13 protein-coding genes are annotated in these 13,986 nt (G+C 46.5%); 2 read left to right on the top strand and 11 right to left on the bottom strand.

What is annotated here, in order from left to right:
- Positions 1-193: 193 nt before the first annotated feature.
- The 7 genes from L1D60_RS15755 to aspA all read right to left on the bottom strand — a co-directional run bounded on the left by L1D60_RS15755 (position 194) and on the right by aspA (position 9,054).
- Positions 194-1,897: a sodium:solute symporter family protein gene (locus L1D60_RS15755; protein ID WP_150869400.1), complete on the bottom strand. Its 1,704-nt coding sequence runs from the start codon at positions 1,895-1,897 to the stop codon at positions 194-196.
- A gap of 11 nt (positions 1,898-1,908) precedes the next feature.
- Positions 1,909-2,175 carry a DUF4212 domain-containing protein gene (locus L1D60_RS15750; protein ID WP_239841950.1) on the bottom strand — a complete coding sequence of 89 codons (267 nt, stop codon included), beginning with the start codon at positions 2,173-2,175 and terminating at the stop codon, positions 1,909-1,911.
- A gap of 366 nt (positions 2,176-2,541) precedes the next feature.
- Positions 2,542-3,168 (bottom strand): MarC family protein, encoded by a 627-nt coding sequence (locus tag L1D60_RS15745; RefSeq protein WP_239841949.1) that lies wholly within the window; start codon positions 3,166-3,168, stop codon positions 2,542-2,544.
- A 115-nt stretch (positions 3,169-3,283) separates the two neighbouring features.
- Positions 3,284-3,919: a response regulator transcription factor gene (locus L1D60_RS15740; protein ID WP_239841948.1), complete on the bottom strand. Its 636-nt coding sequence runs from the start codon at positions 3,917-3,919 to the stop codon at positions 3,284-3,286.
- A gap of 203 nt (positions 3,920-4,122) precedes the next feature.
- On the bottom strand, positions 4,123-5,931 hold the full coding sequence (locus L1D60_RS15735) for a protein-disulfide reductase DsbD (RefSeq protein WP_239841947.1): 1,809 nt from the start codon (positions 5,929-5,931) through the stop codon (positions 4,123-4,125).
- Between the two features lie 187 nt (positions 5,932-6,118).
- On the bottom strand, positions 6,119-7,426 hold the full coding sequence (locus L1D60_RS15730) for an anaerobic C4-dicarboxylate transporter (RefSeq protein ID WP_150869398.1): 1,308 nt from the start codon (positions 7,424-7,426) through the stop codon (positions 6,119-6,121).
- Positions 7,427-7,602: 176 nt separating this feature from the next.
- Positions 7,603-9,054 carry an aspartate ammonia-lyase gene (gene aspA, locus L1D60_RS15725; protein ID WP_032549951.1) on the bottom strand — a complete coding sequence of 484 codons (1,452 nt, stop codon included), beginning with the start codon at positions 9,052-9,054 and terminating at the stop codon, positions 7,603-7,605.
- A 283-nt stretch (positions 9,055-9,337) separates the two neighbouring features.
- On the opposite strand from aspA, the gene L1D60_RS15720 reads away from it, so the two are divergent.
- Positions 9,338-9,880 (top strand): FxsA family protein, encoded by a 543-nt coding sequence (locus L1D60_RS15720; RefSeq protein WP_239841946.1) that lies wholly within the window; start codon positions 9,338-9,340, stop codon positions 9,878-9,880.
- 84 nt (positions 9,881-9,964) lie between these two features.
- Here L1D60_RS15720 and trmL read toward each other — a convergent pair whose 3' ends face one another.
- From trmL to L1D60_RS15700, 4 genes are all read right to left on the bottom strand, one after another.
- Positions 9,965-10,444 (bottom strand): tRNA (uridine(34)/cytosine(34)/5-carboxymethylaminomethyluridine(34)-2'-O)-methyltransferase TrmL, encoded by a 480-nt coding sequence (gene trmL / locus L1D60_RS15715; RefSeq protein ID WP_032549953.1) that lies wholly within the window; start codon positions 10,442-10,444, stop codon positions 9,965-9,967.
- A gap of 76 nt (positions 10,445-10,520) precedes the next feature.
- Positions 10,521-11,138, bottom strand: a complete 618-nt coding sequence (locus tag L1D60_RS15710; RefSeq protein ID WP_239841945.1) for a superoxide dismutase — start codon at positions 11,136-11,138, stop codon at positions 10,521-10,523.
- A 75-nt stretch (positions 11,139-11,213) separates the two neighbouring features.
- Entirely contained in the window at positions 11,214-12,596 is a 1,383-nt protein-coding gene (cpxA, locus tag L1D60_RS15705) for an envelope stress sensor histidine kinase CpxA (RefSeq protein ID WP_239841944.1), read from the bottom strand.
- Positions 12,596-13,291 carry a response regulator gene (locus L1D60_RS15700; protein WP_239841943.1) on the bottom strand — a complete coding sequence of 232 codons (696 nt, stop codon included), beginning with the start codon at positions 13,289-13,291 and terminating at the stop codon, positions 12,596-12,598. The genes cpxA and L1D60_RS15700 overlap by 1 nt, the downstream gene beginning before the upstream one ends.
- A gap of 183 nt (positions 13,292-13,474) precedes the next feature.
- On the opposite strand from L1D60_RS15700, the gene L1D60_RS15695 reads away from it, so the two are divergent.
- Positions 13,475-13,984: a CpxP family protein gene (locus tag L1D60_RS15695; protein WP_239841942.1), complete on the top strand. Its 510-nt coding sequence runs from the start codon at positions 13,475-13,477 to the stop codon at positions 13,982-13,984.
- The last annotated feature ends 2 nt before the right edge of the window (positions 13,985-13,986 follow it).

The raw sequence follows: 13,986 nt of genomic DNA, 5'->3' as shown, positions 1-13,986 counted from the left end.
ATCTCTCACCATCGTTAATTGGATGTTAATGATAATTATTATCAAATGAGACATTAAAAACAACCCTTTCTTTTTATAAGTGGCGGGATAAAAAGAAAAAGCCGATACATGATGCATCGGCTTTCTGAGAACCAGTGCCTAATCCCTACAATGTAAGCACTGGTTTATTTTAGTCTCTTGCGAGAGTTGTTGCTTAGTGGTCGTGAGCTGCACCTGCACCTTTAGGGTAACGGATGTTCTCTACCATCTCTTGTACATCTTGTGGTACTTCAGCTGTAACCTTGTTCACCGCGATAGATACTACGAAGTTCAGACACATACCTAGCGTACCGATGCCCTCTGGGCTGATACCGAACCACCAGTTGTCTGGCGTGCTTGCTGCTGGGTTGATGAACTTGAAGTAGATGATGTATGACGCTGTGAATAGGATACCCGCCAACATACCTGCAATTGCACCTTCCTTGTTCATCTTCTTGTAGAAGATACCTAGGATAATCGCTGGGAAGAAGGATGCAGCGGCTAAGCCGAATGCAAACGCTACTACCTGTGCTACGAAGCCTGGTGGGTTAATACCCAAGTAACCTGCACCAATAATCGCGACCATTGCTGCCAGACGAGCGGCTAACAATTCCTGCTTGTCGCTCATGTTTGGTCTAAACCCTTTCTTCAACAAGTCATGCGAGATGGATGTTGAGATTACCAGTAGTAGACCTGCTGCTGTTGATAGTGCGGCTGCAAGGCCACCGGCTGCCAATAGTGCTACAACCCAGTTTGGTAGTTTCGCAAGCTCTGGAGAAGCCAGTACGATGATGTCACGGTTGATCTTCATCTCGTTGCGCTCATCGCCTGAGTAGAACATCTTGCCATCGCCATTCTTATCTTCCCAGCCTACTAGACCAGTGCTTTCCCAGTTTTTGTACCAGCTTGGAGCTTCTGCTGCTGGAACACCTTGCATGTCTGGACCGTTGATTGTCTCAATCATGTTTACACGAGCAAACGCTGCTACACCTGGTGCTGTTGTGTAAAGTAGTGAGATGAACAGTAGTGCCCAGCCTGCTGAGATACGTGCATCACGTACTTTTGGTACCGTGAAGAAACGGATGATTACGTGTGGTAGACCCGCAGTACCCACCATTAGAGCTGCACAGATGAAGAATACATCCACCATGCTCTTATTACCTTCGGTATAGGCGGTAAATCCGAGCTCTTCGGTTAACCCATCCAGTTTATCGAGCAGGTAAACGTCCGTTCCTGAAATCGTTGAACCCATACCGATTTGTGGAAGAGGGTTACCTGTCATCATGATTGACGTAAAGATAGCTGGCACAAGGAAAGCGAAAATGAGGACACAGAATTGAGCTACCTGCGTATAAGTGATGCCTTTCATGCCGCCAAGTACTGCGTAGAAGAACACAATACCCATACCGATGATGATACCTAGGTTGATATCAACCTCTAGGAAACGTGAGAACACAACACCCACACCACGCATCTGGCCTGCAACGTACGTGAACGATACGAAGATCGCACAGAATACCGCTACCATACGAGCTGTTTTCGAGTAGTAACGCTCACCGATGAAATCAGGAACCGTAAACTGACCGAACTTACGTAGGTAAGGTGCCAAACAGAGTGCAAGTAGTACATAACCACCTGTCCAACCCATTAGGTATACCGCACCGTCGTAACCAACGAATGAGATAATACCTGCCATTGAGATGAATGATGCTGCCGACATCCAGTCAGCGGCGGTTGCCATGCCGTTTGCTACTGGGTGTACACCACCGCCCGCAACGTAGAACTCACTGGTTGAGCCTGCACGAGCCCAGATTGCGATGCCGATATACAGTGCGAAAGTGATACCGACGAGAATAAACGTCCAAGTTTGAATATCCATGTTCTAAACCTCTAGTCTTCCTGTACGTTGTATTTCTTGTCGAGCGCATTCATACGCACTACGTAAATAAAGATTAAGGCGACAAAGGTGTAGATCGACCCTTGTTGAGCGAACCAAAACCCTAGCTTGAAACCGCCTAGTTGTACGGTGTTAAGCGCATCGACAAATAAGATGCCAGCGCCGTAAGACACTGCAAACCAGATGGCCAGCAGAGTCCCCATAATTCCCAAGTTTTCCTTCCAATAGGCTTGAGCATGTTCTGTTGATTCGAACGCCATTGCCTTCTCCTTTATTCCGATTCCGTAGAATGTTTGTGTTAACGTAATGTTACGGTTTGAAATGTAGCAAGGATAAGTCAAGGGATCTGTGCAACTTTAGTCGGGGCGAAAAGTTTATAAAGTCGTTGTTTTATGGGGGTTAGAACGCAAGTTAACTCAAAAATGTGATGTTACAATGTTGTTAAATTAGCCAAAGGTCTAACGAAATAGCTCTTTTTGATGAGAGAAAACTCAAAAGGAAGTGGATTTTTTTTGTGTTGATGAAAGAGAGGTTGTTTGAAGGTGTTCTTGGGGAAATGAATGGAGTGGCATTGCTCTCAACTAAGTTGAAGCTGAGAGCAAACCATGTTTGAAGGCGATCAAATTTTACAGGTAGAAGTCTTTGATACCCATCAGGAGGTTGTTTACTGCAACCGCTGCAAGAATAAGTCCCATGACACGGCTGATGATGGCAGCGCCGACATTCCCAATCACCTTCTGAATCTTCGTGGCGCCCAATAGCAGCAATAAGGTGATAACCAGCACTAACACCATAACACCAGCGGTAATACTCTGGTCGATCAATGAGTAACGATTATTGTCCGTCAGCATTACAATCGCCATCATAGCGCCAGGTGAGGCAATAGAAGGGATCGCCAGTGGGTAAACGGCAAGATCGGAAAGTTGCTTACTGCACACCTCTTCGGAGATCTTCTGTTCTTGTTCTGGCTTACTTTCACCAAAAATCATGGTCAACGCAAACAGCAGCAGCACGAGTCCGCCAGCAGCTTGGAAGGCGGGTAGTGGGATCTGCATCGCTTCTAGAAGCAATTGGCCTGCGATAAGGAAAAAGAGCAGTACACCAGTGGCGATGGCGATCGCTTTAAGGGCAACGGCGCGGCGCTGTTTAGGTGTTAGATGCTGTGTTTGTGATAGATAAACAGGAACGGAGCCAATTGGGTCGATGACCGCCCAAAGAACGACAAATTGAGTAATGATGATACTAGTAAGCAAGGATAATCTCCCAGAGTTAATGACAGAGGGATGAAGCCGCTAATTTCGCAGTGCTTAAATTATAGCGGCTATTATTCCTTTTAAGTCATCACTGTGTGAGATGTTGCGAAAAAGGTTAACTTTCGGTCTCCATTTGCTGCAACAAGATCACCGCTTGAGTACGGTTTTTCACGTCCAGTTTACGGAAGATAGCAGTCATATGGGCTTTGATGGTTGCTTCAGAAACATTGAGTTCATAGGCGATTTGTTTGTTAAGCAGACCATCAGACAACATCCCTAAAACCTTGTATTGCTGTGGTGTTAGGGTCGCAATTTTTTCCGCCAAGTCACTGCATGCAGCATTGTTGGTGATTAAGCCTTCAGGGAAGAAGGGGTCACCATTTAAGACCTGGTTGAGAGCGCTAACGAGTTCGCGCATATCACTCGATTTAGGGATAAAGCCAAATGCACCGTGACTCTTCACCTGAGTTACAACGCTAGCATCTTCGCTGGCAGAGATAACCACGATAGGTAGGTCTGGGTATTCAGCTCTCAGTTGAATAAGTCCCGACATGCCATTGGCACCTGGCATTTTGAGGTCGAGTAGCAGCAGATCTGGCTCGTCTTCTTTCTTGAGTAGTGCCAGCAAAGCATCTAAAGAATCCGCTTCTAGAAGGTTCGCGCCACTGATCGCCATATGCACTGACTGAAACAAGGCGTTACGAAACAGAGGGTGGTCATCAGCAATGATGATGGTATAGGTCGAGTCCATGACGTTCATACTTTTAACAATTTAGTTAACATTTATTATTGACCCGATTGACTATGCGGACAATATTTATGCACTAAAAGTCTGAAGCATATCCACTTTTGCTGAGAGGCGGGTATAGAAAGGTTTTATAAAAATGTAAAAGCCACGTTTCAGCTCTCATTTGAGAAATAAAACGTGGCTCGTATTTTATCCACTCCGCGTAGTTATAGCTGGTGGTTTTGCATGTGTTGTAAGAAGGTTTCGGCGTTCATAAAACCCGTTACACGAGCATTTGGAACATGGTTACCCTTACCGTCCCAGAACTCAATAGTTGGCAAACCTAGCACCTGCATTTGTTTAAGCAGTTCAATGTCTTGAGGCAAGTTTTTCGTCACATCGGCTTGCAGTAGAACAAAACCAGAAAGCTTGTTTTCAACATCGGCTTGATGGAAGGTGTACTTCTCAAACTCTTTACAGGCCACACACCAATCAGCATAGAAGTCGAGCATCACCGGCTTGCCTAGCTTCTTCGCCTCGATAAGCTGGATCTCAAGCTCCTCAACGGTATTGATACGAGCAAACTCAATTTGAGCAACCTGTTCAACACTCTTCTCTGCAAACCAATAATTCAGAGCCGGTTGTGCTGATGCGAATAAACCAAGCATGGCAATAATACCGACCGCGCTCTGTTTCCAACCGCCAAATGGCAGAGAGTTTTTGCTGTGATACAGCCAACCAAAGGCAACAAAGCCCAATGCTGACCACAATACCGTTGCCCAAAACTCAGGGATGATGCGCTCTAATAGGAAGATAGGGGCTGCCAGTAAAATAAAGCCAAACACGATTTTGACCTTGTCCATCCAGCTGCCCGCTTTTGGTAGCAGTTTATTGCCGAATACAGCAACTAGCATCAGTGGAATACCCATACCCATTGCTAATGCATACAGGGCAATACCACCAGTAAACAGATCACCACTTTGTGCCACATAAAGTAGAGCACCAGAGAGCGGAGCGGTGGTACATGGTGAGCACACCAAGCCAGAGATCGCACCCATTGCAAACACACCTAGAGTGTTACCGCCTTGCTGCTTATTGCTCTGGTTATTGAGCCAAGTCTGAACACTGCTTGGAAGCTGTAGGTTGTAGACTCCAAACATCGACAGTGCCAGCGCCACAAATAGGACACTTAGGCCCATCAGTACATAAGGGTGCTGCATTGCGGCTTGGAATTGCATGCCAGCCGATGCCACAACAAGGCCAAGTAGGGTGTAGGTCAGCGCCATCCCCTGTACATAGATGAACGACAGCATCAGTGCACGGCCTTGGCTTAGCTTTCCGCCACCCAGCACAATGCCCGTCAGAATCGGATACATCGGTAGAACACATGGTGTGAAGGCAAGGCCAACACCGAGAGCTAAGAATAGTAGTGGAGTCCACCAACTGTCGCTGAGCTGTTCAGCAAGTCCTGCTTCTTTTGAAACTGGAGCCGCGCTGCGTTCTTCCGCGAGAGGTGTTGAAGTTGCCTGCTCTGATGTTTCGTTATTGGCCGTTGTATTTGAAGCATTGGCTACGTCTGCTGATGGCGTAAATGGCTCGATATCAATGACACGAATTTCGGGTGGGTAACAGAACCCAGCCTTGGCACAGCCCTGATACTTAACGATAAGCTGAGAACCATCTTGGTAGCTTTGTAGTGGAACTTGTACAAACAGTGGTTGAGTGTAAATGCTTACCTCACCAAAAAACTCGTCTTGATATGGTTGTCCGTTTTCAATTTCGACTGAGCCGATCGCGAGGTTTTTACCCGTAAAATCAAGACTGTGCTGATAGAGGTAGTAACCCTCTTTTACTTGCCAGTCTATAAGGACCTTGCCGTCTTGCTGGTAGTAGTTAAAAGGGAATGCTTGATCAACAGGAACAAAGCTATTGGCTGAGTTGAGTTCAAGTCCTTGGTCATTATTACCAAAGAGAGCATAGGCTGAATGGGACAAGCTAAGCAGTCCAACACACAGCGTGATGAGAAATGCGCGCATAAGTGAAGTCATCTTGATTAAGTTAACAGCGATATTAACTTAATCAGACCTTATTGCTGACTAATAAGTTTCAAATTGCCGCTTTTATTATAAAAATGTTTTGGTTATACCAAGAGAGTCTTCATGGTTGTTGTGAAACAAAAAAGGAAGCCGAAGCTTCCTTTTAAAGTTAACTGATTGATTCTGATTAGATGAACAAGCCACCGAAGCCAAAACCAAGCGCAACCGCTGTTGCGATAGTTACCACACCCGGAATAAAGAATGGGTGGTTGAACACAAGGTTGCCGATACGAGTTGAGCCTGTGTCATCCATCTCAACCGCTGCAAGCAGAGTTGGGTAAGTTGGAAGAACGAACAGAGCACTAACTGCTGCAAATGACGCTACCGCAGTTAGAGGCGCTACGCCAATTGCCAGTGCTGCAGGCATAAGAGCAACAGTGGTTGCGCCTTGAGAGTAAAGCAGCATAGAAGCAAAGAAGAGAACTAGTGCCAGCATCCAAGGGTAATCAGACAGAAGAGCACCTGCTACGTCTTTGATCTCTGCAACGTGCGCGTTTACAAACGTTGAACCTAACCAAGCCACACCAAGTACACACACACATGCTGTCATACCTGAACGGAATGTTGGTGCTGAAGAGATCTTCGCAGCATCGATTTTAGTGAACAGTACAATTGCAGCCGCTGCTGCTAGCATCACAGACATGATCGCTTCGTTACGGCCTAGTGCAGGGTTTTCGATTAGACCCACAGAGCTAGAGATTGCCGCTGCGTAGCAAACCACGAAGCCGATAGCCGCTAGGAAGATGTAAGTTGCTTTCTTCGCTGTAGGTAGGATCTCGCGTTTCTCTTCTGTTGCCAGCTTGATTAGGCCTTTTTCTAGACGCTCTTGGTATACAGGATCGTCTTTAAGCTCACTGCCCATGTAGTTCGCAACAACTGCACCAACCATACAAGCGATGAAGGTAGTTGGGATGCACACCATTAGTAGTGTTAGGTAATCAACACCAAATGGCGCTAGCATCGCAGCAAAAGCAACAACCGCCGCTGAGATTGGTGAAGCGGTGATCGCAATCTGAGACGCGACAACTGCAATAGATAATGGACGAGATGGACGAACACCTTGGCCTTTCGCTACTTCTGCAATCACAGGTAGAGTCGAGAATGCGGTGTGACCTGTACCGGCCATTAGTGTCATCAAGAACGTCACGATCGGTGCATAGAAAGTAATGCGCTCAGGATGTTTGCGTAAAAAGTTTTCTGCAATCTGAACTAACCAGTCCATACCACCTGCGACCTGCATAGCTGCAATAGCAGTGATAACTGACATGATGATCAGAATAACGTCAATTGGGATAAAAGATTGACTGGTTGGAACGCCAAGGATCAGCGACAGTGCGATAACACCTGCACCACCGGCAAAGCCGATACCAATACCGCCAATTCTGGCCCCTAAAAAGATAAAGAGTAGGACAACGAACAGTTCTACTGCAATCATAGTAACACCTCATTTTTAGATTTTATTATCTGAAAACTCGCCAATGAGTGTTCAAATAATAGAACCTTGGCTAGAAGCCACTGTAAGAATTTGTCTCGCTCTAAAACCACTTCAAATATATGGTTAATCGTTTTCGAGACTAAAAAAGGGCTCCGTTGGGAGCCCTACATTCAAACTTACTCGTAACGTTTGCCTTTATACTGAGGACGCATCAAGTTTTCAACTGAGAAAATGTCATCAAGTTCTTCTTCAGTGAGAAGACCGCGTTCTAGAACCACATCGCGAACGCTCTTACCGGTTTCTGCACAAATCTTACCAACGATGTCACCCTCGTGGTGGCCAATGTATGGATTTAGGTAAGTTACGATACCGATAGAGTTAAACACGTGCGCTTCACACACTTCTTTGTTCACGGTAATGCCATCAACACACTTGTCACGTAGGTTCACACAAGCATTAGTTAGAATGTCTAGAGACTCAAACATGCTTTGTGCAATGACGGGTTCCATTACGTTCAGTTGAAGCTGACCACCTTCTGCTGCGAAAGAAACCGTGTTGTCGTTACCGAGTACTTTGAAGCACACTTGGTTTACTACTTCAGGCACTACAGGGTTTACTTTAGCTGGCATGATTGAAGAACCTGCTTGAAGCTCAGGAAGGTTCAGCTCGTTTAGACCCGCGCGTGGACCAGAAGAAAGCAGGCGTAGGTCGTTACAGATCTTAGATAGTTTAACCGCTAGACGCTTCAGTGCGCCGTGGGTCATTACGTATGCACCACAGTCTGACGTTGCTTCGATTAGGTCTTCTGCTGGAGAAACTTCTAGGCCAGTTACTTCAGCAAGGTGTTTAACCGCTAGCTCTTGGTAACCTTGTGCTGCGTTTAGGCCAGTACCGATCGCAGTTGCACCTAGGTTTACTTCTAGAAGCAGCTTTGATGTGTACTCTAGATTTTTGATCTCTTCGTTGATCGTCACTGCCCAAGCGTGGAACTCTTGGCCTACAGTCATCGGCACCGCGTCTTGCAGTTGAGTACGACCCATTTTAAGAACCGTGTTGAACTCTTGGCTCTTAAGCTCGAATGCACCTTTTAGGTATTCGATAGCATCGATAAGCTTACGTACGCTGTTGTAAACCGAGATACGGAAGCCTGTTGGGTATGCACAGTTAGTTGATTGACTCTTGTTTACGTGGTCATTCGGGTTGATGAACTCGTATTGGCCTTTCTCTTTGCCCATAAGTTCAAGAGCCACGTTCGCAACCACTTCGTTTGCGTTCATGTTTACAGAAGTACCAGCACCGCCTTGGAACACGTCAGAAGGGAATTGGTCCATGCACTTACCCGTATCTAGGATAAGGTCACATGCTGCGATGATGTGCTTCGCTACTTCACTTGGAATTACACCTAACTCCTTGTTTGCTAAAGCAGCAGCTTTCTTCGTCATCACCATGCCGCGCACAAACTCAGGTACGTCTGAGATAGTTACACTTGAGATGTTAAAGTTTTCGATAGCGCGTAGAGTGTGGATGCCGTAGTAAGCATCAGCCGGAACATGACGTTGACCTAATAGATCTTCTTCGAGACGAGTGGCTTGAGGAGCTTCAACAGGAGCTTTAGATTGAGTAGCCATAACAGGATCCTTAGAGAATTATTCTGATAATATAGTTAGTTATTAGCCTATTCGTTACGCGAAACTCCGTTCACTAGAATTTTGGGCTGATAAATCCGTCCTGACTTATGTGGCACATAATACTGTACCTAGCGCATAAAAATAGTAAGTTGATCACCTTTTTTGCTTTTGTTTCGTCAATCTTTTGCAAACTATTTTTTGAAGATGGGACACGCTTATTTACAGGATAAATTTGTGATTGATACAGCTTTCAACGTACACTGAACACAACAAAGGAGGGCTTGTGTTTCCTATCTTATTATTACTATTTATCTTTGTGCCTATCATTGAGATTGGCTTATTTATTCAAGTTGGTGGCTTCTTAGGATTGTGGCCAACAATCGCTTTGGTGTTAGTGACGGCATTTGTTGGTGCATCTCTAGTACGTAGCCAAGGCATCCAGACATTAATGTCGGTGCAAGGTCGTCTGCAGCAAGGCGAAATGCCAGCGCAACAAATCCTTGAGGGCGTTATGCTTGCTGTAGCGGGTGTATTGCTATTAACCCCAGGTTTTATGACTGATGCTTTGGGTATGTTGGTATTGTTGCCTGCGCCGCGCGCCGCTATCGCGAAAAAGCTGATGGAAAAAATGGTGGTGAAGAATGTATCAGGTGGCTTCCATGCAGGTGGTCATGCTGGTTTTGGTCAGAGCCCATTTGGAGATGACCCATTCAACTCAGGTTCGTTTAAGCAAGACCCATTTGACCAATCGAAAGGCGGAAACACCTTCGAGGGTGAGTTTGAGAAGAAAGACGACGATAACAACGATCGTAACCGTTTGAACTAATTTCTATCTCACCATCAAAAAGGCTCTCTCCTTTATTAGAACAAAAGGAGAGAGCCTTTTTTATTGTCTATATTCGATTTCTAACTAAACAGCGCCTTCAAAACCCATTTGTCGCCACGCCTCAAACGCGATGATCGCAACGGCATTCGATAGGTTTAGACTGCGTGCATCGGGCATCATTGGTATGCGGATGCGCTGCTCCATTGGCATGCTTTCAATTAACTCGGCTGGTAGGCCGCGAGTTTCTGGACCAAACATCAGTACATCACCTTGTTGGAATTTCGCGTCCACGTGATGGCCTGTGGTTTTGGTGGTGCAGGCAAAAATGCGAAACTCACCCTCGCGCTCGTTCTCTAAATATTCTAGAAACGCTTCAAGGTTCTTGTGACGTTTTACACGAGCTAGGTCATGGTAGTCCAACCCTGCGCGGCGTACTTTTTTCTCTTCTAAATCAAAACCAAGTGGCTCAATCAGGTGTAGGTTGGCACCACAGTTGGCACAAAGGCGAATGATGTTACCCGTGTTAGGTGCAATTTCAGGTTCGTAAAGCGCGATATCAAACATACTGGTTCACTAGATAGATAAAAAGTAGCTTGAGTATACGGTGGCAAGCTGGGTGAGTACAGTTGCCACCGAAGGATTAAGCGTTGTTAGCGAGTGCCTGCGCGTAGTTTTCGGCAACGGCATTCCAATTGACCACATTCCACCATGCATTGATGTAATCTGGACGACGGTTCTGGTAGCTGATGTAGTAAGCGTGTTCCCAAACATCAAGCGCTAGGATAGGTTCACCTTGGCTGTCCACCGCATCCATCCAAGGGTTATCTTGGTTGGAGGTAGAGACGATTTTCAGTGCGCCATCTTTAACGACAAGCCAAGCGAAGCCGGAGCCAAAGGTGTTGATAGCGGCTTGAGCAAACTGATCTTTAAAGCTTTCTAAGTCGCCAAACGTCGCCAGAATTTCTTTAGCTAGATCACCGCTTGGCTCACCGCCACCGTCTTTAGACATGCAGTTCCAGTAAAGAATGTGGTTGTAGTAGCCACCACCGTTGTTGCGTACTGCCGGTGAATGCTTAGAGATGTTGGCAAAAATTTCTGTTAGAGGCTGCGTCTCTAAATCGGTACCTGAGATCGCTGCCATGAACTTATCGTAATAGGTTCTGTGGTGCTTACTGTAGTGAACCTCCATTGTTTTTGCGTCAATGTAAGGCTCTAAAGCGTCGTAAGCATAAGGCAATTCTGGAAAGGTGTGTGACATGGTAAATCCTCCTTAATTAGAGGATTTACCATAATGATAATGGATCTCATTATCAACTAGATCTTTGTAAGGTTATTACAAAGGGATGATAGGTAGGGTAATTTCCACCTGCAATCCGCCCAGTGAACTGCGACTCGCGGTAATGGTGCCGCTGTGCTGACGAATCGCACTCTCGGTGATGGTTAGCCCAAGCCCTGTGCCTCCCGAATGGCGGTCGCGCGCGGTTGACACTCGATAGAATGGTCGGAATATCGACTCAAGCTCCGCTTCAGGGACGCCATCGCCATTATCATTGACCTGAATCGTGAGTTGGTCTTGCTTCACGCTCATCTGTACATCGACCTTGTCTTTACCGTAGTAGATGGCATTGCGAATGATGTTGTCGAGTGCGCTCATCAATAACTTAGGGTTGCCAGATATCGAGCGTTCTGGAATCTCAGAGAAGGTGAGGCTTTTACTCATCTGTTCTGCTTCGAACTCTGCGTCTTTTAGGATCTCTTCCCATAGGCTCGAAAGTGGCTGGATCTCTCGCGTGATATGGCTATCGACCTGCATGCGCGACAAAGTCAGCAGCTCACTGATCATCTGCTCCAGTCGCTGCGCTTCGGTGTCAATTCGCTCCAGCTCTTGGCTTTCTCCCTGCTTGCGGATAGCAAGCGCGTTAGCCATTCTTAGGCGTGTTAAAGGGGAGCGCAGTTCATGTGAGATGTCTGAAAGCAGTCGCTGTTGCCCTGAAATCATCTGATTGACCGCCTCGACCATTTGGTTGAAGCTTTCACCTGCCTGACGAAACTCTGAGGTGCCTTTTTCCAAGGTTGGGTCGACCTCAAATTGTCCTTTTGCGACACGTTGTGCTGCGCGCTCTAATCTTCTTGCGGGTTGGCTGAGTGCCCAAGCAAGCCACAATAGTAGTGGAGTACTCGCCAGCATGACGGCAAGAAGCAGTTGCAGTGGTTTATCAAACAACCTTAGTAGGAAAGGTGGCGGTTGATTCCATTTAACACTGACGTACATCATCAGGTCTTCATTGGCGAGCACAACAGGAACCGGGCCTGCCACCATGTAATGCCCATACAGCTTCTGCTTTGGTACCTCTGGGTTATCAATGGTCGTCACAAAGTTGCGGATCGCTTTGACCTTGTAGTTAGAGTGACGCTTAGTCGTCAAGACGCTCCCGTCCAAATCCGTTAGGTAAATGCGTGGGCGAGAATCTTTGCGACTGCGAGGTGGCCCCTCAAGTTGAAAGACAATCTTGCCAAGGTTGTCTTCGCCCGCAAAGCGTTTCTCTGTGGCTTTAGCGATGCGAGTGAGTTTGTCGTAGTGTTCTGCAGGAACATCTCGTGCAACACGCGGATCTAGGTGTGGCAGAGATAGCACTGATAAAAGCACCAGTAACATGGTGAACCAAAAAATAGCAAAGATACGTCCATATAAGCTGGTGATTTTAGGCAAGCGCATTAATCCTCCTCAACAAATAGGTAGCCACGGCCACGCAGAGTCTTAATGCGTGCTTTGCCGTCAGGGCGTTCTGGTACTTTCTTTCTTAGGTTAGAGATGTGCATATCAATGGCACGATCAAAGGCCGCGAGTCTTTTTCCAAGTACATCTAAGCTGAGTGACTCTTTAGTGATCACTTGTCCTGGGTTTTGAATTAGGTGGCTCAATAGGGCGAACTCGGTGGTGGTGAGATCCAGCAATTGCTCATTGCAGTAAGCCTCTTGCTTGCCCGGATACACGGCTAAGTCTTGGTAGTGAACGCAGTCGCTGGTGGTTGCCTTCTCGTTATTGTTGCTCGATTGAGTGCGTCGCAAGATGGCGCGAATGCGAGCGAGCAGTTCACGGTCACTGAACGGCTTTGGTAAGTAGTCATCGGCACCGAGCTCAAGCCCAATCACGCGATCAATCTCTTCTCCTTTCGCCGTAAGCATTAATACTGGGGTTTCCCATGACTCACGCAGCTTCTTAAGGGTTTCCATCCCATTGAGCTTGGGCATCATCACATCCAGTAAGATAAGGTCAATGTCGCTATTGATCGCGTCGAGGCCTGCGTAACCATCATTGGCTTCGGTTACGGTAAAGCCTTCAAAGCTCAAGATGTCTTTTAAAAGGCTGGTCAGTTCCGTGTCGTCATCAATAAGGAGGATATTTGCCATAGGGAGAACCTTGTTGTGTTGTTTACACCTAAATAATAACTGCTAACTATTCGTCAATTTGCACTCTTTACGATTCTTTACGCTTTCTACACGTTGCTTTACGTGTGAGCTTCTATTCTATACTCAAGCGCTGACCAACAGACGCAGACACACAAATGATTATACCAATTTGAGGCAAAGATTATGAAAATGACTAAGAAACTTGTACTAGCAGCTGCAGCTCTTCCACTAGTGTTTGGTACAGCAAGTGCGTATGCGTATGGTGGCGGTGACAAAGGTGACCACAAAGGTATGCACGGCAAATGCGGTGGCTTTGATAAGAAAATGATGCGCCAGCTTGACCTAACAGACGCACAAAAAGATCAGCTTAAAGAGATGCGTGAAGCAGACCGAGCTGCGATGAAAGAGAAGCGCTCTGCGAACAAAGCTGAAAAAATGGCCGAGATGAAGGCGCACCGTGAGCAAGTTCAAGCATTGGTTCTGGCGGATACCTTCGATGAAGCAGCAGCGAATGAACTGGCGAGCAAAATGGTAGAGAAACAGACAGAACGTCGCGTTGCTATGCTGAAGAAGCAGCACGAAATGATGAGCGTTTTGACTCCTGAACAGAAGACTAAGCTGACTGAGCTGCAACAAGAGCGCATGGCTAAGTGTGTAGAGAAAATGGAAAAACGAGCAAATAAAGACAGCTAATG

The organism is Vibrio sp. Isolate30 (genome assembly GCF_022397975.1).
Classification (GTDB): domain Bacteria; phylum Pseudomonadota; class Gammaproteobacteria; order Enterobacterales; family Vibrionaceae; genus Vibrio; species Vibrio fortis.
Note: the sequence above shows the minus strand (reverse complement) of the source record. Positions and strands in the feature narration are given on the sequence as shown.